General features: G+C 33.4%; 20 protein-coding genes. 5 read left to right on the forward strand and 15 right to left on the reverse strand.

What is annotated here, in order from left to right:
- Positions 1–12 precede the first annotated feature (12 nt).
- From C1X07_RS03365 to C1X07_RS03375, 3 genes are all read left to right on the forward strand, one after another.
- A complete protein-coding gene (locus C1X07_RS03365; RefSeq protein WP_103068541.1) occupies positions 13–879 on the forward strand; it encodes an AraC family transcriptional regulator in 867 nt (288 codons plus the stop codon).
- Between the two features lie 255 nt (positions 880–1134).
- Positions 1135–1848: a pirin family protein gene (locus tag C1X07_RS03370; protein ID WP_103068790.1), complete on the forward strand. Its 714-nt coding sequence runs from the start codon at positions 1135–1137 to the stop codon at positions 1846–1848.
- A gap of 25 nt (positions 1849–1873) precedes the next feature.
- Positions 1874–2401 carry a YceI family protein gene (locus C1X07_RS03375; protein ID WP_206604206.1) on the forward strand — a complete coding sequence of 176 codons (528 nt, stop codon included), beginning with the start codon at positions 1874–1876 and terminating at the stop codon, positions 2399–2401.
- A gap of 51 nt (positions 2402–2452) precedes the next feature.
- Here C1X07_RS03375 and C1X07_RS03380 read toward each other — a convergent pair whose 3' ends face one another.
- The 10 genes from C1X07_RS03380 to C1X07_RS03425 form a co-directional block, all read right to left on the reverse strand.
- Positions 2453–3625: a GNAT family N-acetyltransferase gene (locus C1X07_RS03380; RefSeq protein ID WP_103068542.1), complete on the reverse strand. Its 1173-nt coding sequence runs from the start codon at positions 3623–3625 to the stop codon at positions 2453–2455.
- Positions 3622–4710 carry a GNAT family N-acetyltransferase gene (locus C1X07_RS03385; protein WP_241507179.1) on the reverse strand — a complete coding sequence of 363 codons (1089 nt, stop codon included), beginning with the start codon at positions 4708–4710 and terminating at the stop codon, positions 3622–3624. Before C1X07_RS03385 ends, C1X07_RS03380 begins: the two co-directional genes overlap by 4 nt.
- Positions 4711–4751: 41 nt before the next feature.
- A complete protein-coding gene (locus C1X07_RS03390; protein WP_103068543.1) occupies positions 4752–6986 on the reverse strand; it encodes a NeuD/PglB/VioB family sugar acetyltransferase in 2235 nt (744 codons plus the stop codon).
- An 81-nt stretch (positions 6987–7067) separates the two neighbouring features.
- The gene (locus C1X07_RS03395) at positions 7068–7673 is read right to left on the reverse strand and encodes a sugar transferase (RefSeq protein WP_103068544.1); all 606 of its coding nucleotides are present in this window, start codon (positions 7671–7673) and stop codon (positions 7068–7070) included.
- Positions 7674–7751: 78 nt separating this feature from the next.
- The gene (locus C1X07_RS03400) at positions 7752–8420 is read right to left on the reverse strand and encodes an acetyltransferase (RefSeq protein ID WP_103068545.1); all 669 of its coding nucleotides are present in this window, start codon (positions 8418–8420) and stop codon (positions 7752–7754) included.
- A 109-nt stretch (positions 8421–8529) separates the two neighbouring features.
- Positions 8530–8769 (reverse strand): acyl carrier protein, encoded by a 240-nt coding sequence (locus C1X07_RS03405; protein WP_103068546.1) that lies wholly within the window; start codon positions 8767–8769, stop codon positions 8530–8532.
- Positions 8770–8779: 10 nt separating this feature from the next.
- On the reverse strand, positions 8780–10276 hold the full coding sequence (locus C1X07_RS03410) for an AMP-binding protein (RefSeq protein ID WP_103068547.1): 1497 nt from the start codon (positions 10274–10276) through the stop codon (positions 8780–8782).
- Positions 10277–10285: 9 nt separating this feature from the next.
- Positions 10286–11380 (reverse strand): hypothetical protein, encoded by a 1095-nt coding sequence (locus C1X07_RS03415; RefSeq protein WP_103068548.1) that lies wholly within the window; start codon positions 11378–11380, stop codon positions 10286–10288.
- A gap of 22 nt (positions 11381–11402) precedes the next feature.
- On the reverse strand, positions 11403–12008 hold the full coding sequence (locus tag C1X07_RS03420; RefSeq protein WP_103068549.1) for a sugar transferase: 606 nt from the start codon (positions 12006–12008) through the stop codon (positions 11403–11405).
- 700 nt (positions 12009–12708) lie between these two features.
- The gene (locus tag C1X07_RS03425) at positions 12709–13863 is read right to left on the reverse strand and encodes a glycosyltransferase family 4 protein (protein ID WP_103068550.1); all 1155 of its coding nucleotides are present in this window, start codon (positions 13861–13863) and stop codon (positions 12709–12711) included.
- A gap of 304 nt (positions 13864–14167) precedes the next feature.
- Here C1X07_RS03425 and C1X07_RS03430 point away from each other — a divergent pair, with 304 nt between their 5' ends.
- The gene (locus C1X07_RS03430) at positions 14168–16165 is read left to right on the forward strand and encodes a right-handed parallel beta-helix repeat-containing protein (protein ID WP_103068551.1); all 1998 of its coding nucleotides are present in this window, start codon (positions 14168–14170) and stop codon (positions 16163–16165) included.
- A gap of 1029 nt (positions 16166–17194) precedes the next feature.
- On the forward strand, positions 17195–19150 hold the full coding sequence (locus C1X07_RS03435; RefSeq protein WP_103068552.1) for a right-handed parallel beta-helix repeat-containing protein: 1956 nt from the start codon (positions 17195–17197) through the stop codon (positions 19148–19150).
- 45 nt (positions 19151–19195) lie between these two features.
- Here the strand turns inward: C1X07_RS03435 and C1X07_RS03440 are convergent, their stop codons facing one another.
- The 5 genes from C1X07_RS03440 to C1X07_RS03460 all read right to left on the reverse strand — a co-directional run bounded on the left by C1X07_RS03440 (position 19196) and on the right by C1X07_RS03460 (position 24996).
- Positions 19196–20137, reverse strand: coding sequence for a hypothetical protein (locus tag C1X07_RS03440; RefSeq protein WP_103068553.1), 942 nt, complete (start codon positions 20135–20137; stop codon positions 19196–19198).
- A 3-nt stretch (positions 20138–20140) separates the two neighbouring features.
- Positions 20141–21454, reverse strand: a complete 1314-nt coding sequence (locus C1X07_RS03445; protein ID WP_317046065.1) for an MBOAT family O-acyltransferase — start codon at positions 21452–21454, stop codon at positions 20141–20143.
- Between the two features lie 106 nt (positions 21455–21560).
- A complete protein-coding gene (locus tag C1X07_RS03450; protein WP_103068555.1) occupies positions 21561–22964 on the reverse strand; it encodes a phenylacetate--CoA ligase family protein in 1404 nt (467 codons plus the stop codon).
- 2 nt (positions 22965–22966) lie between these two features.
- On the reverse strand, positions 22967–24106 hold the full coding sequence (locus tag C1X07_RS03455; RefSeq protein ID WP_103068556.1) for a glycosyltransferase family 1 protein: 1140 nt from the start codon (positions 24104–24106) through the stop codon (positions 22967–22969).
- Positions 24106–24996, reverse strand: coding sequence for a glycosyltransferase family 2 protein (locus C1X07_RS03460; RefSeq protein WP_103068557.1), 891 nt, complete (start codon positions 24994–24996; stop codon positions 24106–24108). Before C1X07_RS03460 ends, C1X07_RS03455 begins: the two co-directional genes overlap by 1 nt.

A 24996-nucleotide genomic window follows, 5' to 3' on the forward strand; every position in this document is an offset into this window, starting at 1 on the left:
GATATCAATAAAATGAGTACCGTAAAAATCTATAATCAGGTAAATCAACAAAACGACAAATTAAGTTTTGGCATCTCCAAAATGGAAGATATTTATTTGAATCGAAAGGGAGAACCTGATGCTCCTCATCGACATGATTTCTTTACAATATTACTTATAGATCAAGCTAAAGGCAATCATATCATAGATTTTAATCAATACTCTCTGGGAAGTAATCAAATCTTTTTTATTGCCCCAGGACAGGTTCACCAAATGATTGAAGAATCCAAATCTATAGGATTCTCCATGGTGTTTTCTAATCAGTTTCTAATACAGAACAATATTCCGGTATGTTTTATAGAAGATCTAAATTTATTTAATGATTTTGGAGAAAGCCCTCCTTTGGAATTAAATAGTGAAGAATCTCAAAAGCTTAATTCCTATGCCGAGGAAATATATCAAATCTTCAACTCAGATCTATCATTCAAATACGAGGCTATAGGATCATTACTAAAACTTATTTTAATTTACTCTAATAATGTATGCTCTCTACCAAAAAACATTAACCCATCTATTCATAACGGTGATAGCTTGTTACGTGATTTTAAAACTTTGATTAATAACAATTATAAAAAATGGCATACTACAAAAGAGTATGCTTCTCAACTTCATATTACTCCAGATCATCTGAACCGTGTAATCAAAACACAGACTGGCAAAACTGCCAAAGAACATATCCAAAGTAGAATAATAGTTGCCGCAAAACGATTACTATATTTCAGTACATTATCCAATAAAGAAATTGGATATGAATTAGGTTTTTCTGAACCTGCAAATTTTAGTGCTTTTTTTAAAAACTGTGTAGGAGTATCACCTTCTAAATTTCAATCTATTTCGTAACATATCGGATTTTCATAAGTCTGCCCTGTATTTTCATATTCCTTAAACAACTCCCTATTCAGACCTTTGTAATCAATAAAGCAAAGAGTTATGAATAGAAAAGATTTTATTAAGAAATCATTAATTACCAGTGTAATTGGTATAACTACACCTACTTTATTAAAGGGAGCTAATACCAAATCAAAAAACACTAATAATCAAGAATCCATAACTCCACAAGGATTTAATCATTTACCTAATAAAACAGACAAAACTATGAACACAGTATTGCACAAAGCTAATACAAGAGGTCATGCCAATTATGGATGGCTAGATACAAATCATACATTCAGTTTTGCGAATTATCACAATCCAGAACGAATGAATTTTGGTGTCTTAAGAGTACTTAATGATGATCGGGTAGCAGAAGGCAGAGGTTTTAGCACGCACCCTCATGATAACATGGAAATTATATCAATCCCACTAGAGGGCGATATGGAGCACAAAGATAGCATGGGAAATGTAACCGTAATCAAAGAAGGAGATGTACAGGTAATCAGTGCTGGAACTGGTATTTTTCACAGTGAATACAATAAAAACAGTGATAAGGAAGTAAAATTTCTCCAGATCTGGGTATTTCCTAACAAAAAACAAGTTGAACCCCGATATGATCAGATATCACTAAAAGATATTGAAACAGAAAATCAGTTTTATCAAATAGTATCTCCAAATAAAACTGATCAAGGAGTTTGGATACATCAAGATGCATGGTTTAGCCTAGGTAAATTTACGCAGGAAACAAAAATAGAATACAAATTGCATTCTAATAAAAATGGCGTTTATGCATTTATCCTAAATGGCAAAGCTTCTATCCAAGGTCAACGATTAGAGCCGAGAGATGGCTTTGGGGTATGGGGTACAGATAGCATACAAATTACACCTGAAAAAGATTCAAAAATATTGCTCATGGAAGTCCCTATGAGCATCTAATTAAAAATTATAAAAATAGAATACAATGGAAATTATAACAAAAACAAAGTGGGAAATAGACCCTGTACACTCGGATATAGCATTTAAAGTAAAACATATGATGATTTCAACAGTCACAGGACACTTCAAAAATTTTAGTGCCTCTGTAGAGACTGAAAAAGAAAATTTTAGCGATGCTAATATCAACTTTGTAGCAGAAATCGATTCTATAAGCACAAAAAATAATGATAGAGATGCACATCTAAAATCTGATGATTTTTTTAATGCAGATGTATATCCCAGATTAACATTTGTTTCTAAATCATTTGACCACGGAAAACTAACTGGTGATTTAACAATAAGAAATATCAAGAAAGAAATTAGTTTGGATGTCGATTTTAATGGAATTGCAATTGATCCTTATGGACAAACAAAAGCCGGTTTTGAATTAGTGGGAGAGATTAATAGAAAAGATTTTAATCTAACCTGGAATACCGTTACAGAAGCTGGAAACATCGTAGTCTCTGACAAAGTAAAAATTGTGATTGATGCACAATTTGTAAAACAAGAGTAAAAAGGTTTTATAGAATCTATTAAAAAGATACCTAAAGCATAAAGAAAAGTTTTAGGTATCACCTTTTTTAGCATTCTCAAAAACCATCTTTTGCATTTTTGTTTTTCCAACAATAAGGTATGTTTTTCTTTCTTTTGAAATCTCTACTACATTAACATCAGAAACTTTTTCTATACTGGTATATAAAAAGTCAAAAACACTACCACGCAAAAAAGCATAGTCCTTGGATTCATAATCTATTACAGGATATTTTTGATCATACTTCGCTTCTTCGATAGGAGATGCCTCACAATGCAAGTCAGGAGTATAACTTTCTTTTCGCTTTGCTTTATACTTTTTATATCTTACATAAGCTATTTTGAAAATAAATTCTTTGAAACTAGCTTTTATATATTCAATATTGGCACTTATAGTTGCAGAAACAGATTTTTTTGGGTAAATAATTTGTTGTTCAAAATTATAAATATGATTACACCATTCTCTCTTATACGTTAAATCTCCCATTCCCATCTCATAAGACTTATGATCATTTGCAATACACCAATCCAGTTTTTTATATATCTCTACACTTCCTAAACTAAACTTGCTATAATCTATATCATATGAGGATATTGCACTAAACAGTCTTTGACGAAAATGATGATTAAGGGATATAATTATTGGTATATCTCTATCGAAAACGACAAATAATGATGCTTTTTTTTCATTAATTAATGAAAAGTACATATCCATATAATGATCCCATCTCAAAAGACTCTGACTTACATCATTGCGTTGTTCAAACCTTCGAATCAACATTTTTTTTAAAGAGTTCATCAAATCCTGATACTCTTCTTTTTCTATAGCGCCATAATATGTTTTTTCTGTGATCTGAAAACATGACTCAAGTCTTTTGACTCTTCTTCTTATTCCTTTGGCATTACTCCTAAAACGATATTTTATATAGGCATCTGCACTAGCAAAACCATCCAAAAAGATAGCATAACCTTTAAAGAATTGACTAATTTTCTTTACATTAAATAGACTCTTATCTAGTACCGGTTTTAAATAATCTATAATAAAGAAAATAGAGTATACTTTATCAGGGTTTTTAATCAGCTCGTTATCATAATCCGGATTAGCTGAAGAGCCTTCTCTTTCATAATACTCAATTTTATGAAATATCTTTGGTATACTACCTTTCTCAAAAAGCTCAAAAAAGTAATCTATATGCACTTTTTTCATACGCTTAATCTATAAAAGGGGAAAAAATAATCTTTTAAATTCTCTTTATGAACAGTAGAGTACTCTGTGTTAGAAGTCGAGCATAGCTCGTCATACACTTTCTCATTAACAATTTTTCTTCCGGTATAAAAAATCACATCTTCATCTTTAGGAAAAAGTGATTTCTTATGCTTATACAACCCATCTCCATCTTTCATACCTCCACCCAAAACATAGTGTTTTATATTATTTGCAATAGCCCATTCTATGATTTTTACTCTTAGAAAATCATTAGGTCTATAACTAAAATACTCGGCATTGGTTCCTCCCAGAAAAGCAAAAAAAGTATCTCTATAGCTAATAATTAGTTCTATCGAAATAGGGATGTTTTCATAATATGCAATAGCAATAGAGAAGTTCCCTAAATTAGATAAAATTAAATTTTCGAAGTAAGTACTAGAGAAAAAATAAATACTATCAGCATTATTACGGTTCATAGTATCTACATAGATATCATTAAAAATTTTAATAATATCTCTTGTAATCTCTTCTTTATGAAATATTTTGAATTCTAAGTTATGGTTTACTGCCTTTCTAAAGTTATTCCTCACTTTAGGTAAAAATGCGATCCATTGATCATCAAAATTTTCCAAAAGATGCCCTCTTACATTCGATAGCGTTTTTGTCAAATATCCAGAATACCCTTTATGATTTTCATTTAAACTAAATCGAATAAACTCTGCTATAACATTATTATCTTTATACCATTGATCCACGCTGCTCCAAAATTCTATAATATCTTCTTCAGATACCGTATCATTAAATAAAGGACCGCTGTAACCATAAGGGCTTATAACGTCGTAATATGGATAATTCTGACTTTTGAGTTTTATCTCTCTATAAATGAAAGGCATTAGAATAACTGGAGAGTCATCTTTCTCGAATAAAAAATACTTCAGTTTTTCTGAATCTTTCTCAAAATGTAGCATATGCTCGGCGGAGTAGTATACATTATTATCCCACTTGTTTTGCAAGAGTTTTTTGTATGCCAAGACATCTGAACTATCATCCAGGTTTTTTATAAATAGGTTGTAGTTTTGCTTCAATTGTTAAAATATTAGTTAGGTGTCGTTGTTAATTAGGTTTATTATATTGGCCGTTTTTTTAATTTGTTATTCTCAAAAAAGTATTCATTCATTTTGTTAGATAGCACCTCTGATAACCAAATAATTCTCCCACAATGCTCTACATGCCATACTGCTTTACCATCAAAAACATTTCCGGCTAGTAATGGTCCTACAATATGTAAATTATCTGAAGCTTCCAGGGATTCATTTACCTCAAATCCAATTTTAGATTCGTTAGGTTTGGTATATCCTTTATCTATCATATTTTTAAATAGATCAGGAATATTTGGTTTTGTCAAATTAGTACTACCTACACAATTGATTATAATATGAATAGGGTCTTCATGAATTTTATTTTTTCCGGAATCGGTATCTAAATATTCTAAAGAATACTCACCTGTATCGGTTTTTTTAATATCATTAAATCTTCCTGCTATATGGCTAAAGCGTTTTTCTTCTTTTAACCCGTCTACTGTCTTAGAATAGTGAAAACCTGCACATCGCTGTCTTCGTCCTATTTCATTTCCATAAAGACATGCGAATTTTTTTAGTTCTTCTGCATCAAGTTTACCTAATAATGAACCAAAAGCCTTAGATATAATATCTACTGTCGAGGCTGCTCCCAACGCTATCTGATCTGCATAGTCTAAGTCTTTGAACGCTGCTTCTGCGATAATTTTTGCAGTTATCGTTTCTTCTTTTGCTAGTGCCTGCAAATTAAAAGGTGTGTATTCTTTCTTTCGTTTTTCGTTTATAACAGCATCAGGTAATAATCCCTGAGTAGAAAGAAGTACAAATTTATCAATCTGAGACTCTATTTCTACAACATCATTCAGCTTATAAAGCATTTCTAGACCACTAGCATTGGCTCCTACAATAAGAACATTAAGCTTTTTATCTGGGGTTTTTCCTACAAAACCACCTATTTTAGTTAAAACCTCACCAAGTTCAGGATTGTACGGATCGTTTACAAAAAATAGTTTGTCTTCTTCTATTAAGATCTCATTTTTCCATAAACGATTAACAGGCATAGACCCCACAGCAAGAACTACTTTCTCTGATAAAATAGTTTTTTTGTTATCTAATGATAAGGTATACTTATTATCCTTCTTTTCTATGTCCTTTACCTCTCCGTGTATATACTCAACATCTACAAGCCCTTTGATTTTTAGATCCTCCAGTCTTTTATTCACTTTTTCATTAATATACCAGCCAAAAAATCGACGAGGAACAAAGAGGTCTTCCCATTCATTATTCTCAATTTTTTTGGCATGAGTAGTCACCCAATCCAATGATAAGGCACCTCCATCTTTCTTTAGCTCATCTATCAGCCAATTTTTATTATTATTGAGCCATTTTATAAACTTGCCGAGTTCTGGTTCTGGCAAAAAGTTCTTTAAAGATGTTATTAAATGTACCGAAAAACCAGATCTCGAACCATAAGGAATACCAGAATGAAACTCATGATATTTATCTATGATATTGATACGAATTTTTCTTTGTTCTTTATTATTTTCTATTAAATCTAAAAAATGTAAAATGGTAAAGGATGACGAAATCCCTGAACCTATAAAGGCAACATCTGATTGCATAGAGGTATTATTAAGTTGTAGTTCTGGTGATTTAGTTTTTATGATTTTACCAGGGTTACCAACCACAGTAGAATAATCAGGCACATCTTTTAAGACTACGGTCCCTGCTCCTATGGTGCACCATTTACCTATCTTAACCTTTGGTATTACTACAGCCCCTACTCCTACATGCGATCCTTCTCCAACTTCGACATGACCACAAAGCGCCGCTTTTGGTGAGACATGCGCATAATCACCTATAACATTATCATGATCAATACTTGCGGCAGTATTAATAATTACATGTTTTCCTATTACAGTATTAGGTTGTATAATTGCTCCTGCAAAAACAACCGTACCTTCTCCAATTTTTGCAGTAGGCGCTATAATTGCAGATTCATGTATTGCTTTTTCGAACTCACTTTTGAGAAAACCTGCTATTTCTGCTCTTTCTGCATTAATTCCTACTGCGATAATTACTGGATGTCCTTCGTGGGGGAAGTTTTCTATATTTTCTCGTGCTCCAGAAGTTACATTTTTTGATGCATAATGACGACCTGATGGCTTATCATCAAAAGTTTCTGTTACTTCATAACCATTATTTTCTAATACCTCTCGTATAACCTGAGAATGACCCCCAGCCCCATATATCCTGATTTTATTAGATTCTTTAGTTATTTTCATTTTACTCATTACTGTGTTTAAGTTGATTTGTTGGTGTTGTGAATTATAGTCCATTTACATGGACTGCCTTAAGTTTTTAGTTTAGTTATTTCCTTTCCAAGCTGGCATAATTGTATTTTGATCAACATTTACACCTTCTTTTTTTATTACTTTTTTTATAGTTAACAGCAAAATTCTAATATCCAGAAGAAAGCTTACATTTTCTACATACCATACATCATATTCAAATTTCTGACTCCAGGATATTGTGTTTCTACCTTTTACTTGTGCCCATCCGGTTATACCCGGTCTTACATTATGTCTTTTTTGCTGTGTCTCATTATATAAGGGTAAATACTCTATTAAAAGTGGTCTTGGACCTATTAGGCTCATATCTCCTTTTAAGACATTTATAAGCTGCAAAATCTCATCTAATGAATATTTTCTAATAAAAGCCCCAGCTTTGGTGATACGCGATACATTATGCACATCATCTTTATCTTCTGATTTTAGGTCAGCCATTGTCTTAAACTTAATAATCTTAAAAAGCTTACCGTCTTTGCCTGGTCTAGATTGAAAAAAGAAAGGTTCACCTTTATTCACAATCATCAATATCAAAACCAGCACTATAATAATTGGCAATAGCACTAAAATACCAAAAAAAGAAAGTGAAAAATCTAAAAATCGTTTTATATATGGGTTGTACATATACCTAAGTGTATCTTATATTTATCTAATTAACAATATCTTACTACCAAAATCTTACAGAAGCGTTTTTAATTCCTGCTAGGATTTAGACAAGTAGCTTTCGCCTTCTTTAATACTTCTTATTTCTTTTGCCGGAACTCCGTACACTAAGCTAAAATCAGCTACATCGTGCAAAATCAATGAGCCAGCCCCCACAATACTATGCCTGCCAATAGTAATCCCCTGTATAACATTGGCTCCCAGAGAAATTGCTGTACATCTACCTATACTAACATTACCACCTACTGTAACCCCTGGCGCTAAGCTCGAAAAATCCTGAATAGTACTATCATGATCAAAATTGGCATCGGTATTTAAAATACAAAAATTACCTATTCTTGCCTCGGCATTAATGGTTACTGAAGCTAGTATTATGGTTCCTACCCCAATTCTCACACTTGGGCTTATTATTGCCGAAGGATGAATCACTGTAACAAACTCAAAATCAGGAGATACTTCTTTTATTCGAGATTGCATTAAAAACCGAGTCCAATTATCTCCTATTGCAATAATTCCTTTATTAATTCCTTTACTTACAAAATCCGGAATATCATGCTCTGTACCCAAAATTTCGTAGTCAAGTAATTTCTCTCCTTTAGGTTTATAAGTGTCTATAAGCCCATGAATCTGATAATCCCCACCAAGTTCAATGGTTTCAATAATCACTTTAGCATGTCCAGAAGCTCCTATAATCAGGACTTTATCCATTCTTATTTTTTTTTATTTTTTGTACTCCTAAATTACTAAAAGAGATTCTATTAATCACTAACTTGCACTTATATCCTCATACCATAAGGATGTCGTTACTAATATAGAACTATAGTTCAGATTCAATCGTTTTAATCAAATCTCCAACATTATTCATATTCATCAAGTCCATTAGTTTAAATTTAATTCCAAAAGATTTTTCTACTTCTGAGATAATCATCATATGAGTAATAGACTCCCATCCATCAACATCATCTGCTGTGGTCTCATAAGTAAGTTGAAAATTCTCGTGGTCTAATACAGATACAAAAGCTTGTTTTACTTTTGATAAGATCTCTTCTTTATTCATTCCTATTTGTTTATTGTATGTCAAAATATGTTTTTAGTTCTTTTCTATTAATCTTGCCATTAATACTATGCGGAAACTCTTTTACAAACCTCACATGCGTAGGTACCATATAGCCCGGCATTTTTGTTTTCATATGGTCGAATATCTCTGTTGTATCAAATTCTTCTGATTCTATAGCTAATCCTAACTCTGCATTACCAAGATTATTAGTAATATCCAGAGCTACCATATTTACTTTCTTTTCTGATTTTGATTTTGCATGAAATTCGATTTCTGCTAGTTCTACCCGATATCCTCTTATTTTAACCTGAAAATCTGCTCTTCCTACATATAAAAAATCTCCCTCTTCATCTTTAAAACAAAGATCTCCTGTTTTATAATATCGTATCGGTTTACCATTTTCTTCTCTTGTAAAAAAGCTTATGGCATTACGTTCTTCATTTTTCCAGTAACCGGGGGTAATTTGAGGTCCTCCGAGGCACAATTCTCCAGTCACCCCTATTGCTACTTCTTTATTATTTTCATCTACAACAAGATACAACGTATCTTTTTGTGGCGTTCCTATGGCAATGATACCATTATGCGCCTTTTGATCTGTTTCTTTATGATATGGATAAAATCCACTATATACTGTAAATTCTGTCGGACCATAATAATTGAATATTTTACAGTTTGGTAGACAGTCACTCCATTCTTTTGCTATATCACTATGCAAGGCTCCTCCACCAAAACTACAATATCTCACATCGGGAGCGTTAATCTCCGGAAAATACGGTCTAAGATAATTTATGATTGAGGGTACCATAGTGAGCACCGTAAGTTTTTGTTCTTTTATTAGTTTAAAGATATAAAAGTACTTTATCGCCCCTTTTGGTATAGTGTACATACAAGAACCTGAAAGTAATGGAAATAGATACGTAACCACCGAAAAATCAAAGGTAAGCTCAAACATTTGCAAACATCGATCAGAAGGGGTCAGATTAAACTCTGGTTCGGCATCAATCGCATTGACTAGGGCATCGACATTATCAAATGTTATTGGTACACCCTTGGGAAGTCCAGTAGTACCAGATGTAAACAATATATACGCCAATTGATCCCCAGAAACATCTTTGGGTTTCAGGTTAATATCTGTATCATCTAAAGCCGCAGAAGCAATAACAGTATGATCCTCATAAATAGAAGATTCTGAAGAGTCAATTACATATTTTGTTTCTGTTAATTCAAAAACTTTAGTGTTACGCTCTTTTGGCGTAGTAGGGTTTACAGGAACATATGCTTTTCCTTCTAGCCAAAGTGCTATAATACTTGCATAGGTTTGTATATCATCATTTGTTACCAAACCAATTAACTTCTCTGAATCGTCTACAACATTAGTGACTGCAGATCTTATCTTAGATATTTCGATAGCAAAATCACGATAGGTATAAAACACATTATTTATACATAAAACATTGTGCGCTGCATGATTTTCTATGGATTCCTGTAGTTTATTTACAAATTTCATCTGTTTGGTTTAATAAAAATGACCGTCTCTATTCAGCATATTTGCATTTTCAAAATCCAGAGTAGTCTCATCATGAGCTAATCCCTTTTTTGTAACTCTATGCGTAAAAATAGTTTTGTATCTTTTGGTTATAGCATCAGATAATCTGGTATCATCGGTAAAGATAAATTTTGTTCTTTTTTGAATAAAATTATCCATCAACGCATCTATACACAGGTCATACTCTTCTTCTTTTGCTAAAAAATACTTTACATTAAATTCATTATAATTAACAACATAGGACAAAAATCCTATAATTTCATTCTCTTTTATAATTTTGAGATTATGAATATGAATATTATTACTCGTTCCTGTCTGTAATGATTTATAAGGGTGTTTTGTTGGTATCGGTGTTTGGGTATATTGCCTCCCATCGATTTGCCAGTTGATGTACTCTTTTGTTTTATAAATTAAATCATTTTTACAGAAGGGAGCGATAAACTCCCATGTAGCATCGTCTAATTGCGTACAATAATCATAGATCAATGCTTTTGTTCTTTTTCTGGCTTTTGGCCTGTTAAAAAGACGAATTATCGCAGCCGCTGTAGCATCTACCCTATCGAGGATAAACTTAAATAATTTAAGAAATTTAAACCTTCCGATAAGCATGGATGCATCTAAGCTAAAAAAGATAGTATGTCTTAATCTGGATGCTATAATAGTAAAAGGCTGTTTTTCATAAAAAGTAGTTACATTTTCGGCATAAGACTTAATAAGAATCTGCTTACCCGTATAATTTACCGCTTCATTATATATGTAGGTCCCCAGCACAGTATCTTTATATGCCTTATCTACCCACCATGATATCATCCAGTATACTTTGGTTTTAGTATCAGTAGCACTATTAAGCCAGTCAGGAAACATAAAAACAAAAGAGATCATTTTATGATCTGCATAGCCAATAACTCCACAATAATCATCGTCTTCTATTCTAGAATTAGAGACCAGCCACAATGCTTTACTCTTAGGTAATGGTGTTAAGTCCCCATGCCAATAGGTATTTTTATCAATGCCTTCTCTTAGCATTTTTTTTGTTATGGCAATTACCTCTATATTATTACTCATCTACGGTTTTTAAAAAATAAAACTAATTGGTACCATTAAAATATTCTGACGTTTCTTCTTCTGATAGATTTACATCAGATTTTTGAATTACTTTTTTAATGGTAAGCATTACTATCCTAACATCCAATAAAAAGTTAAGATGTTCTACATACCACACATCATATTCAAATTTTTGTTTCCACGGGATCGAATTCCTGCCATTTACCTGTGCCCATCCTGTAATCCCTGGTCTAACATTATGTCTCTTTTTTTGAGTTTCGTTATAAATAGGTAAATACTCTATAATGAGTGGTCTGGGACCTATCAGAGACATATCTCCTATAAGTACGTTAATCAATTGCGGAATCTCATCCAAAGAAGAGCTTCTTACAAATGCTCCAACTTTGGTAATTCTATCCTTGTCTGCTAATAAATTACCTTGCGCATCCTTTTTATCGTTCATGGTCTTGAACTTAATAATGCTAAAAATCTTTTCATTTTTACCTGGTCTTCTTTGCACAAAAAATGGAGTTCCTCCATTGGCAATAGCAAGAAATAGAATCAATAGTAAGAATATAGGTGAAATAAAGATCAGTAAGATTAGTGAAGCACTAAAATCCAGAATTCTTTTTATAAAAAATTTATACACCTTTTTTTAAAGTTTAGATGACCATAAAGTGGAGTCTTTTTATTAATTCCAACAAATGTATAAACCATTTGTTAAAAAGTGAAATAAAAGAAATACTATCTCCCTATACAGTCATTGATATTAATAACCCTTACCATAATCCCAAAATACATCCAGGATCATAAAAAAACACTTAAAAATTGGGGGAAAATTACTAGAAAAACAGCTTATATACTACTGGGGAGCGTAGCGTACTATTTATCTATGATTCTTTATTTAAAATCGAGCGTAAATATACAATCAATATTTCGGTTTTTGACAACCTGGATTAACTTTTTTTAGGACAAGACAACAGCATTAGAAAACTATACGATCTATCGAATCTAACAAACACTCTTCTGTATTGAGTTTTCATCGATTAACGGTAATATATCCCTTCCCTACAGTATAAAAACACTCCCGCACATAAATTTTATCGACCAGCGGTACTCCGATAGCATTCCGCACAGTATGGGTACCTTCCCCCACACAAGTTTTGTCGACCAGCGGTACTCCGTTAGCATTCCGCGCAGTATGGATACCCTCCCGCGCACAAGTTTTATCGACCAGCGGGACACCAATAGCATTCCGCGCAGTATGTATACCCTCCTTCGCACAAGTTTTATCGACCAGCGGTATATTCTAAGCTTTCAGCACCGCGCGGGCGCCTGTAAATAAGGGGTTAAAGAGATTCTAGTCTGCGATACTCTTCCAAAAGAGCATTCCAAACCACTTTACGCTCATATCTACTGGTGATAGACTCACGCGCTTTACTCGCCAATGTATTTCTCAAGGTTTTATCCTCTACTAAGGTCTTTAGATTTTCGAATAACAAATCTGTATCCTTTGCAGGTACTATTTTACCGTTTTCACCATCGGTTATGATCTCATTACACCCATTAATATCTGTCACTACACTAGCCAGACCCATAGATGCAGCTTGCATAACCACATTAGGAAATCCCTCTCGATAGCTAGGAAATGCCAATATATCCGAAATCGCAAAATAAGGTCGTACATCATTCTGCCACCCCACCATAATGATATTAGGATTCGTATTTATCTCCTCTTCTGCCTCTGGTTGTAATGGATCCAGATCTTTTTCATAGGTACCTACCAATAATAGCTTGATATTTTTTGAGACCTGGCTTAATTTCTTAAACGCATCAATAAGTTCATGTATCCCCTTGTCTCTTACCAGTCGACCTACATATACGATAACCGTATCTGTAGATTGAATCCCTAAACTATCTGATAAGGTAGTCTTATCCTTTTCTGAGTATAAAGCCGGATCAAAAAAAGAAGTATCTATACCATTAGAACTACCATTGGCAATAACTTTTAGTTTTTTGGGCGAAGTATATTTATTATTGATAATAATATCATTAAGACCGGTAGAATTAGGATAAATTTTGGTTGCACAGGCATAGGTCATTTTTTCTACGGTATCCAGTAATAGTCTTTTGGCTCCTGTAGCTTCTAGCAGTGGTAGACCAGCTATAGTATGTAATCGATGCGGTACTCCTGCCAGTTTTGCCGCCAGCATTGATAAGGTTCCTGCTTTTGGAGTATGGCTATGTACTATAAACGGTTTCTCTTTTTTAAACACCTTATATAGTTTATACACAGCTTTCAGGTCCTTAATCGGGGTAATTTTACGAGTCATCTCTACAGGAATAACAGCCACCTCCTCTTGTTTGGCTACCAAGTCCAACTGATCCTCTCCTTTACCAGACACACCGATCATAGTATAGTGCTGCGACATAAATTTTAATTGTCCCTGTAGTAGTTTTCTTAATGAAATGGGCACAGTCGTAACCCGAATTATTTTTTGCATTTCCCCAAATTAATAATGTGATGAACTCTAATCGAATTTTTCGAATACAAATATAGGTATCTAAAAATGTTTGAAAACCCTAAAGGATAGTTTCTTTTATTTTTTAGACCCAAAGTAAAAAAACAAGTATAAATGACTATTTACATACTGAAAGACATTAACATTTGTAAGGTTTATCCTAACAAAATCAAGGTTTTACATTTTTTTTTGAAATTTTAACATTTAAAAATAAAATTTGCACAATAGAATCACAAAACGTACGTTGAGCAATACATAATTAACCCAGAAAAATAGTCCCCCCCTCATGAAAAACTTATTGTATTACCTACTTATTCTTATGACCTGCGTTGCTATGTCCTGTAGCAAAGAGAATGTAGATGAAGTTCTTGCTCCTGAAACGGGAGAAGAAAATCCTACTCCCGATCCCGACAATCCAGATCCAGATAATCCTGATCCAGATACCCCTCCTAATGATGTAACTACTCCTTGTGATTTTGATCTTTCTAATGTAGCTGCTAACTCTACTATTATACTAGATTGCGTTTTAGATCTTAATGGAGAAACGATTACCTTGCCTAATAATGTTGATTTCGAATTTGAAGGAGGTGATCTCAAAAACGGAAAATTGATTTTCTCTGGTGGTAAAATCGCCGGTGAGCTTTTAAGCTCTTCATTAGAGCTTGAAGGTGATGTACAATTAAAAGAACCTGTATTTGAGTTTTTTGCTTCCCGTTGGGAAGGTATCGTAGAAGGTACAACAACCTCGGATATTGCTCAACAAAACAATGATGAATTGGAACGATTAATGGAATTTACCAAAAGCCTGGGAGCTACAACTTTTAAGATTGGTAAGTTTGATGCCTATTTTGAAGTAACTAAACCCACTGCTCCTTACAGTATTGTTTTTCATCCTTCAATAGAAGCTGTTAACATCCCTTCAAACTTTAATTTGGTGATGTCTGATGATACCTACCTGAGAATGTTTACAGGAGAAGCTGGTACAGAAAATGGAGCTATTTTAGCTTTTCGAGATGTCGAAAATTCGTCTGTTAAAGGAGGTCGCCTTATTGGAGATAGAAGATCTCGTGTGTATTCATCTGCAGATGTAGGTCTGGAAGGAGCTCATACATGCGTCATTGAATCTGGAAGAAATATTACTATTGATGGTGTTAAATTTAGTCAAGGTTCAAAAGGAGCTATTGCCATTCATTCTCTTGGTTTTTCCTTTAACCCAAACACTTACAAACCTACAACAGGGGTCACTATTAAGAATTGCTCCTTTACAGATATAAGAAGAATGAGTATCGCTCTTACTGATGGTCGTGATATCCTTATTGAAGGTAATACTTTTACTAATGTTGGGCAACCTGATGCTAATTCTGATGGTGGAGAAGTTGGTTATGCCATTAATATAGAAGCTACCCGAAGAAGAAACCCTGATACCGGTGAATTACAAGAATATGAAAAAGCCTTTGATATCACCATTAGAGGGAATACAGAAAAGAATAGCCGTGGTGGATGTGTATCGGTAACCATAGGACAAAATGTAACTGTAGAAAATAATACTTTTGATACCCAATTGGTATTTACACATACTTCTGGTACTCGAATAATTAACAATACGTTTAAAGCCCTATCCGCAGAATCTGCAGATCGATTTGCTATATTCGCAGCAGATGGTGGCGTTACTGCATTTAATAATGAGATCTCGGGTAATACCATCAGTGGGTATGATCTGGGGATTTCTACTAATGCAGATGATACCAATATTACCAATAATACAATCACCGACGGTGCCATAGGATTGCAAATTGGAAAATCTAAAAATTCTCAGGTAAATAACAACACCATAAATGTAAGTGGTAATGGTATTAGTGCTACCAACTCATTTGTAAATAATGTAACCCTAAAAGGTAACACTGTTACCGCTGGAGGATTTCATGTATATTTTGCACAATTAAACGATAAGCCAGAATACGATGCCTATAGAGTAACTCTGGATGGTAATAAATTCCTTAATGCCAAAAAGGTAAGTTTCTCTAATGCAAACGGAATTACTTTTAAGAATAACGAAGTTATTGGTGGTCTGGAGATCGGTAATGCATCCAATATAGTAGTATCATCTAATACGCAGATCAAACCTGAAGAAAGTGATGGTATACGTTTATATGGAACACACTCTGCTGTTTCTATTACCAATAATACAATCTCAGAACCATCAGGTGCTGCCAGGTTTGTATGCCTAAATAATAACTCTGACACCCCTGGTGCGATTACAGATACAGGAAATACCTGTAACTAACCCCTACAATCAATTTATAAAGTAAATAGATAATTTTTTATATAAATGACCTGCATAACAGATGTTATGCAGGTTTTTTTTGTTCCTAGGAAAAGGCTAAACGGTGTACTAATTACACTTTACATATTATAGGAGTACTGCTATTCCATAATAGAAATGTAACTTGATTTGGGCTCTAAAACTATACCTCTTCAGTTGTAATATCACTTATCAACACATCAAATTGAAGGAAAAAAAATAAGTTTTACATCTGCACCCAATATAAAATATGGGTGATATTTCCCCACACCACCACAGGTATCCACAGTTATTACAGGGATTCGCTTTGTTAACCCAAAAATATACAAAACCGTATAACAAAAGTGATTTATAAAACAATCTCTATTAATGGTCAAAATTACCGATAAAAAATACTGGGCATCCTAAACATTCTTACAAAAGTATTACAGTTCAATAGACAACACATTCTTCTTTTTTGTTATATAAAATAAAGGCATAAATCTTGTTTTTATAAAACCAATCACTTAACAATATACAATCTGCACTTAGTGCAAAATAACTAACCACAAAACACCACACATCAATGTTACCCATTTTATTTTCACCTCCTTCCATATCCCATAACACTATAGATCTACATACCAATGTTTGGAATAGCGATTAACTTAGTTGCTCCATGTAATACATCAATTTTTATGTAATACCCTCTTTTATTGCTTTTAGTTAACAATGCTAATTAAAGTATTTGTTACTACTCAGAATACATATACTACCAACAATAAAAGAAGACTTTGTTACATACCTATGATGATGATATCCCGATTTCATAGATCCTGTTTTACGGGCTTACATGATGCCAAACCATTACCTAAACCATAAATACTTACTAACACCATCTACAAGATTGTTTATAGATATATGCTTAATAAGCCTATTGTTACTATCCTAAGATGCTCTATACCATCCTATACACTATGATAAAACATTACTTTTTTTCAAATTAATAGTTTAACCAAAAACATCCCTCTAATGAAAAATTTGTTTTATTACCTGTTAGCCTCCATGATTTGCATAACCGCTTCATGCACCAAAGAAATCATACAGGAAGCTCCACCCGAAAGTCGTAATCAAAATACAGACCACGACGAGTGCCCTAATATAGTGACAACACCCTGTGATTTTGATTTGTCCAACGTTGTTGCCAATTCAACAATTGTATTAAATTGTATCCTTGATCTTAAAGGAGAAACCATCACTTTACCTAATAATGTTGACTTCGAGTTTGAAGGTGGAGATATCAAAAATGGGACATTAGTATTCTCCAGCGGAACCATCGACGGAAGATTATTAAGTTCTAACCTAAATATCGAAGGAAATGCACAGCTTAAAGATACTACCTTTGATTTTTATCCTTCCCGATGGGAAGGTATTGAAGAAGGACCCACAACTTCTGATACTGCATTAAAAAATAATCAAGAACTAGAACGTCTATTTTTCTTTATCAAAGAACTGGGAGGCACTACTTTCAAAATAGATAAATTCGATGCTTATTTTGAAGTAACTAAGATCACGCCTCCAAATGTGTATGTATTTCACACTTCAAAAGAGTCTGTAAATATTCCTTCCAATTTCAATCTCGAAATGACAGACAATACCCATCTACGTGCTTTTCCTGCCGAAGCGGGCAAAATGAATGGAGCAATCCTGGCTGTTCGTGATGTAGAAAACGTAACTGCATCTGGAGGAACCTTGCATGGAGATCGACTTCAAAGACAATATTCTGCCAACAACGGGCAGGAAGGAAGTCATCTATTTCATATCCATTCTGGAAGAAATATTACCCTTGATGGTATGACCTTTATCGAAGGGTCAAAAGGAGGTATTGCCATATACTCTTTTGGATTCTCTTTTAACCCCAACACATACAAACCAACTACAGGTGTAACGATCAAGAATTGTACTTTCAAAGACAACAGAAGAATGAGTATTGCATTTACCGACGGAAGAGATGTAACGATCAAAAACAACACTTTTATCAATACAGGACATCCAATGGGCAACTCTAATGGTGGAGAAGTAGGATACGCTATTAACATCGAAGCTACCAGAAGAAGAGACCCCGTTACCGGTGAGCTGCAGGAATATGAAAAAGCATTTGATATTGACATTAGTAACAATACAGAAATCAATAGTCGTGGTGGATCAGTATCGGTTACTATAGGTCAGGATGTGACCGTAGAAAATAATACCTTTGATACCCAACTGGTATTTACACATACCTCTGGCACTAAAATCATTAATAACACATTTAATGCTACCTCGGCAGGTGCACAAGAACGATTCGCCATATTTGCCGCCAATGGTGGTGAAACAGCCTTCAATAATGAAATATCCGGCAATACCATCAACGGATATACTATAGGGGTCGCTACAAATGCAGATGACACCAATATTACCGAGAATATTATAAACGATTGTGGTATCGGCTTACAAATAGGTAGGTCTACTAACTCTGAAATTAATGACAATATAATTAATGTAACCGGTAATGGGATTAGTGCTACAAACTCATTTGTAAACAACGTATCTCTTAAAGGGAATGAAGTGACCGCAGGGAGATTTCATGTGTATTTTGCTCAACTCAATGACAAACCCGAATATGAAAACTATAGACTAACACTTGAAGGCAATAAATTTCTTAATACAAAAAAGGTAAGTTTTTCTAACGCAACCGGAGTTACCTTTAAAAACAACGAAGTTATTGGAGGATTGGAAATAGGAAATGCTAAACATATAAAAATATCCTCAAACACAAAGATCAAACCAGATCAAAGTGATGGTATTCGTCTATATGGTAGTCACACCAGCGTATCTATAACAAACAACACAATTACCGAACCCACTGGTGCTGCTAGATACGTATGCCTAAACAATAACTCGAATACTCCAAATGCTATTACAGATACAGGTAATACATGTAACTAATACCCTCTAATCTCTAGTAGACCCTCAAAAAAGTCAGGACTACATTTAGTTCTGGCTTTTTTTTAATTGCTTGGCCAAATCTCTGGTAAACAAACGTGCACCATCATCATTAAGATGAGAAGGATCATGAAACAATTCTGGTATACTTGTAAATTGCCCTGCATTAAAATAATCCAAAAAAGGAACCTTTTCTTTTTCTGCTATCGCTTTGATATGAGTAAAAGACTCATTTGTAGAATGATCAACAGGTTTATAAGTTGGCGAAGTAACAAAAACCAATTTTATATTATTATCTCTTGCTGTAGTAATAAAACTATGCAATGCCGTAACAAAATTTTGGTCTATCTCTCCTTTTTTATCTTTATTATCAGATTCTTTTTCATCTATAGATCCAACAGAAGGCTTTATTTTACCAAATAAAGGTCGGTATCCTTTATAATCAATCTGAGGAGAAGCATAATATCTCAATACATGCATAATCGTTGAATTAGTCTGATAGGCATTAAAGAACAATTTGAAGTCTACTAATTTTGATTGTAATCCTAATATTGGTTGTAGAACATCGCCATGATCAGAATAATAAGGATGTAAATCGCTAAGTCTATCATAAGCTTCTTTAGAATAATACAAAAAGTCCTCGTCAATATTGAGAATAAGTAACTCGGGTTTTGTTCGCTTCAAAATCATTTTTTGTAGTGCTGCATGGTATAACAATTGCTGTCCTTCTGCCCCTGCATTGTAACAGGATACTTTTAATTCTTCTTCTATTACCTCTGGTACATAATGACGATGTGCATGAGAACTACCCAAAATCAGTACCTTGGCATCAGTTTTATTAATAGCATGATTGGCTCTGGCATATTTTCCTGTTTCCTGGCTAAAAAATAACTGTTTGGAAATCACACCCAATACAAGATCAGCTATGAGAAAGATGATAATAAACTTCCCTAGCTTGATAAATGATTTTGTATACTCCTTTTGCATCATTTCTTAAAACTGAAAATAAATAAATTGACTTTTACCAAATACCCCAAAATACAATATTATATAAATTAAAAAAGCATATCCTGCCATTCTTACCAATTCAAATTTGTGTTTTGAAATTGAAAACAAGGTATTAAAATATTCTTTTTTAAGCTCTACCAATACAAGGATAGCAATGGCTAGAGTTGCATATAATGAAGCTGTAATATCATCTCCACTTCCTATATATAATCGTCCCGGAACTGTACATATTTCGCTTATGATGTGCATAGCATTTTCAATACTATTTGCTCTAAAAAATACCCAGGCAAAATTGACCAAAACAAAAGTTAGTAACACATTGACTACCCCTTTTCTTTTCTTTTTAAATAGAAGTACTTCAAGAATTAAATAAAACCCGTTTAATGCTCCCCATGCTACAAAAGTCCAGTTAGCACCATGCCATAATCCACTAATCAAAAAAGTAATAAAAAGATTAAACAACCAACGTGGTTTTGCTACCCTATTACCTCCTAAAGGGATATATAAATAATCTCTAAACCATGTAGATAATGAAATATGCCATCGGGTCCAGAATTCACTAACCGATGCGGCAAAATACGGACGCCTAAAATTTGTCATTAGATCAAATCCAAAAAGTTTGGAGGTACCAATAGCAATTAAAGAATATCCAGCAAAATCTCCATATATCTGAAAAGCAAATAACACTGTAGCGGCAATAAAGCTAAGACCATCATGATTTTCGACATTATTATATACGGCATCAACATAGATAGCTGCTCGATCTGCTACAACCAGCTTTAAGAAAAATCCCCAAATCATTAATTTGATACCATAAGAAAATGCTTTATAGGTAAATGTTCTTTTTTGCAAAAACTGAGGTAACAGATTGGTAGCTCTTTCAATCGGACCTGCAACCAATTGGGGAAAAAACGAAACAAAAGCGGCAAAAGCAACAAAATCTTTGGTAGGCTGTAGTTTCTCTCGATATATATCTATAGAATATGACAAAGTCTGAAAAGTATAAAAAGAAATCCCAACAGGTAGAATTACTTTTAGTGTCCAGGTACTTGTGAATTCATAACCAACAGATGCAAAAAGATCGATCCATGATTCGATAAAAAAGTTATAGTACTTAAAAAAGCCTAATAACCCCAGATTAAATATAACACTTACCCATAGCCATCTCCTTTTTCTCTGCTTATCTATAGCTTTGTGTATGCGAAATCCAACGGTATAATCCATCAATGTACTCAATGCTATTAATGATAGAAAACGCCAATCCCACCACCCATAAAACACATAACTAGCTATTAACAATAATATGTTTTGAAGTTTTATATTATTATAGACAACAAACCAATAGAGAATGAAGACAATAGGTAAAAAAAAGAAGAATTCAAAGGAGTTAAAAAGCATGATTCTTTTACAATTTTATTTTGAAATTCCTTTTTACGGCGTCAAATTTACCATTTGGTCCTAATGGAATATCCTCTACAGTATTAATTTGATAGGATATATTTTCACCCAATCTGGTTTTTAGATTGTGTAATAAGCTTTCTTGCATTGATTCATCAAACTTTTGATCAGCTATTAAGTTGACAATAATCTCTTGCGGACTTTCTTGTATTATCTGGCTCTTTACGATTCCTTCTAATCCCTTATAAGCCGTATCCATTCTCCCTACATATCCTTTTTCTTCAGTCCATAAAATATCATCTTCTCGACCTGTTAGTTTTTCAATAATCGGCGTGGCACATCCGCAAGGACACACAATTTCCTTTTCAGATAACAATATGGTATCTTCTATATTATATCTTATTAAAGGGGTTTTTAAATTTGTAAAGCTTGTTACCATAAGCTGAGCAACGTCTCCTGGTTTAGCTTTTTTTCCATCGGTTGTTATAAATTCGAACACTCCTGAGTCTAAATTTAAATGCAAATTACCTTCTGTACATTCTGTTATAAACGGACTTCCTTCACTAGACGCATATTGATTAAAAACATGACATTTAAACGCTTTTTCCATTTCTAACCGTTGGTAATCGTATAACGTTTCTGCCGTAACAGCAATAGCTTTTGGAGTAAAATCTAAAGTAATATTGTTCTCATTAATAAATCGACTAAGAATATAAATCGCTGAAGGGTAACCATCTAATAACAAAGGCTTAAAATCATTTAATTTTTTTACATAGTGCCCCAAATTACTTTCTTTCAAATGATATGTTGACATGAGCAACTGACGTTCGAAATAATTATACACCCAAAATGGTGGTTTTTTTGCATCAGGGCGTACCATAAGTCTTCCAGAAAAACGAACTTGCCTTACCTTTTGCGTATCTAATCCTATAACTTTATGAAATCTCCTCCATAGCGCAAAGGAACGATTTATAGATTCTGAATCTAAATAATTAATAGTTGGTGCACCTGATGTACCACTAGTATAGCCAACAGCATCAGTCTTGCGGCTGGTATTTACAATTGTATCTGCACTGGTTTTCCTTTCTGTCTTTTTTAAAATAGGCATTTTTTGAAGCACCTCATATGGATTTTCTTCGATAGCCTTAATCGTTATTCCTAATGGCTTCATTATACTACTATACCATTCTGAATATTGATATGCCTCTGAAAGTAAACCAATCAATTTCTCTTTCTGATACTCTTTAATTACTTTTATATCTGCATTCCATAAACCAATATATTCTTGTAAGTATTTATCAAATTCTTTGGTGTACCGTTGCTTACTATTCTGAAATGCCTTAATATTAAGTAGGATAAACTTAAACGGATATGGCAGGTTGTTATATATTTTTTCTTGAAGCTTCCCCATGATTATTCACCTATTTGTTGGAAATAAAATTCTTCGATCGTTTTTGTATTTGAGACAATATCATAATCTCCTTCAATAATCTTATTGGTTTGATCTTCTTTTTTAAAAGTTCCTATATCCACTATCTGATCAGCCCATTCTTTTGCTGGAGCATCAATTGAAAGAAATTGAATATTATCTGTTAAATGAACCTCTGATGTAATGGTGTCAGAAGCAAAGATCTTTAAACTTGAGGCTTGCGCTTCGATCAGAGTAACAGGTAATCCTTCATAAAAAGAAGGAAAAACAAATATATCCAACATCTGGCATAACTGCGGAATATCTGTACGAACCCCAAAAAAATGTACTTTATGATCTATTCCCAAATGTTTAGCTTCTTTTTCCATTGAGGCTTTCAAAGGACCATCTCCTATAAGAATTAAACTCGAATCAGGTTTTTTTTCCAGTACAGCTGCAAAAATGTGCAGTAAAAACGCATGGTTTTTTTGACTTACAAAACGCCCTATATGACCAAGAACTAATTCATTTTCTAAACCAAATTCTTTTTTATAAGTCATAGACACTAACTCATCGTATTTAAAACTTTCTGTATCGATGGCATTATTCATTGTCGTAAAAGGAGTATCTCCAAATAACCAATTACCAGCTTTTTCTCCACAAGAAAAATAATGAGTGGCATCCTTCTTAATTCTTTTCTTGAGTTGAAATTTTATTAGCTTTTTTAATGTCTCTTTAAAACTTTCTTTTTGCGTAAATAGTGTAGAAAGATTCACCTTGTCAATGGCAATATGAGCATGGGCTATACGACAAGGGATATTAAACTCTTTTGCTATTTTTAAAGGAAAGCAACTAAATGTATTTAAGTGAGAGTGGATGATATCATATTCCTGATGTTCTTTAAAAAAAGCCCTCAATTGACTATAATAAGACCCTGGAAATAATGGATTGATGGCATCAAACTTATAGATCTTACCACCCAAACTTTCTATTTCCTCATCAAAGGCTGCTTTTTCTTTTCGATGAACCAAAAAATCAAATTGAATTTTTTCTCTATCTATCTTTCGATAATAGTTCATAATCATGGATTCTGCCCCTCCCCGGTTCATCACTGTAAAAACTTGTAGAACTCTTATTACTCCCATTAAAATTCGCCTTTAGTTTTAAATCTGATATATAAATTTAGTAATACCCCAAGCGGGATTGCTAAAAAAGTAATTAGTTTTTTAGGGGATTCTTTTAGAAAAGCACCATTCTTTATAAACAAAGAACTTGAAACATAATGAATGGCATTTTTAAACCTGTCCTTAAAATTATCTGCCAATTGCATTCTACTTTTTCTCGAGAACGCAAATCCTCTGGGGTGTCTTCTATACTGTTTTAGCATATTCATGCTAGAGCCATCAGTCATATACTCTACTACGCAAAAAACTTCATTAACAGGTAATAACTTATAATCCTGATCAATTAGTTGATATAAGTACCCTAGAGGAACAAACCGTTCTCCTTCAAAAATAGGATATGGCGGATATTTCTTTACTACTTCGGTTCTATATACTAATTTTTTATCGCCTACGACCTTATGAGTATGATATATTTCATACAATGTAGTTTCTTTAACATTTTCAGGGATTTTGGTTCCTATAATATTTCCATCTTCATCGGCATCAAGACCTACAATACCAGCAAATTCTGATTTATCTTTAATACGTTCCCAAGAGTCCAATATCTTCTGAATTGCTTCTTCTCCCATACAATCGTCACTATCGATGCAAACATTAAGTGTGGTTTCAATAAGCCTATAAGCAGCATTATGCCCTCCGTGCATCCCCAAATTTTCTTGGTAGTGATATTGTATATCTATCTTATCCTCCTTAATCCATGAGTCTACTAATTCTTTAGTATTATCAGAAGAGCCATCATCAATAATAAGCCATACAAAATCCTGATTTGATTGTCTAATTAGGCTTTCATAACATTTATGTAAGCAATAAGCTCTATTATAAGTAGGAGTAAATACTGTAATCGTTTTCAT

It is taken from the genome of Aquimarina sediminis, assembly GCF_002895435.1.
Lineage (GTDB): Bacteria > Bacteroidota > Bacteroidia > Flavobacteriales > Flavobacteriaceae > Aquimarina > Aquimarina sediminis.

What these genes read in the sequence shown, in the direction of transcription:
- C1X07_RS03365 (WP_103068541.1), top strand. Translation starts at nt 13, where the DNA reads ATGAGTACCGTAAAAATCTATAATCAGGTAAATCAACAAAACGACAAA.
- C1X07_RS03370 (WP_103068790.1), top strand. Translation starts at nt 1,135, where the DNA reads ATGAACACAGTATTGCACAAAGCTAATACAAGAGGTCATGCCAATTAT.
- C1X07_RS03375 (WP_206604206.1), top strand. Translation starts at nt 1,874, where the DNA reads ATGGAAATTATAACAAAAACAAAGTGGGAAATAGACCCTGTACACTCG.
- C1X07_RS03380 (WP_103068542.1), bottom strand. Translation starts at nt 3,625, where the DNA reads ATGAAAAAAGTGCATATAGATTACTTTTTTGAGCTTTTTGAGAAAGGT.
- C1X07_RS03390 (WP_103068543.1), bottom strand. Translation starts at nt 6,986, where the DNA reads ATGAAAATAACTAAAGAATCTAATAAAATCAGGATATATGGGGCTGGG.
- C1X07_RS03395 (WP_103068544.1), bottom strand. Translation starts at nt 7,673, where the DNA reads ATGTACAACCCATATATAAAACGATTTTTAGATTTTTCACTTTCTTTT.
- C1X07_RS03400 (WP_103068545.1), bottom strand. Translation starts at nt 8,420, where the DNA reads ATGGATAAAGTCCTGATTATAGGAGCTTCTGGACATGCTAAAGTGATT.
- C1X07_RS03405 (WP_103068546.1), bottom strand. Translation starts at nt 8,769, where the DNA reads ATGAATAAAGAAGAGATCTTATCAAAAGTAAAACAAGCTTTTGTATCT.
- C1X07_RS03410 (WP_103068547.1), bottom strand. Translation starts at nt 10,276, where the DNA reads ATGAAATTTGTAAATAAACTACAGGAATCCATAGAAAATCATGCAGCG.
- C1X07_RS03415 (WP_103068548.1), bottom strand. Translation starts at nt 11,380, where the DNA reads ATGAGTAATAATATAGAGGTAATTGCCATAACAAAAAAAATGCTAAGA.
- C1X07_RS03425 (WP_103068550.1), bottom strand. Translation starts at nt 13,863, where the DNA reads ATGCAAAAAATAATTCGGGTTACGACTGTGCCCATTTCATTAAGAAAA.
- C1X07_RS03430 (WP_103068551.1), top strand. Translation starts at nt 14,168, where the DNA reads ATGAAAAACTTATTGTATTACCTACTTATTCTTATGACCTGCGTTGCT.
- C1X07_RS03435 (WP_103068552.1), top strand. Translation starts at nt 17,195, where the DNA reads ATGAAAAATTTGTTTTATTACCTGTTAGCCTCCATGATTTGCATAACC.
- C1X07_RS03440 (WP_103068553.1), bottom strand. Translation starts at nt 20,137, where the DNA reads ATGATGCAAAAGGAGTATACAAAATCATTTATCAAGCTAGGGAAGTTT.
- C1X07_RS03450 (WP_103068555.1), bottom strand. Translation starts at nt 22,964, where the DNA reads ATGGGGAAGCTTCAAGAAAAAATATATAACAACCTGCCATATCCGTTT.
- C1X07_RS03455 (WP_103068556.1), bottom strand. Translation starts at nt 24,106, where the DNA reads ATGGGAGTAATAAGAGTTCTACAAGTTTTTACAGTGATGAACCGGGGA.
- C1X07_RS03460 (WP_103068557.1), bottom strand. Translation starts at nt 24,996, where the DNA reads ATGAAAACGATTACAGTATTTACTCCTACTTATAATAGAGCTTATTGC.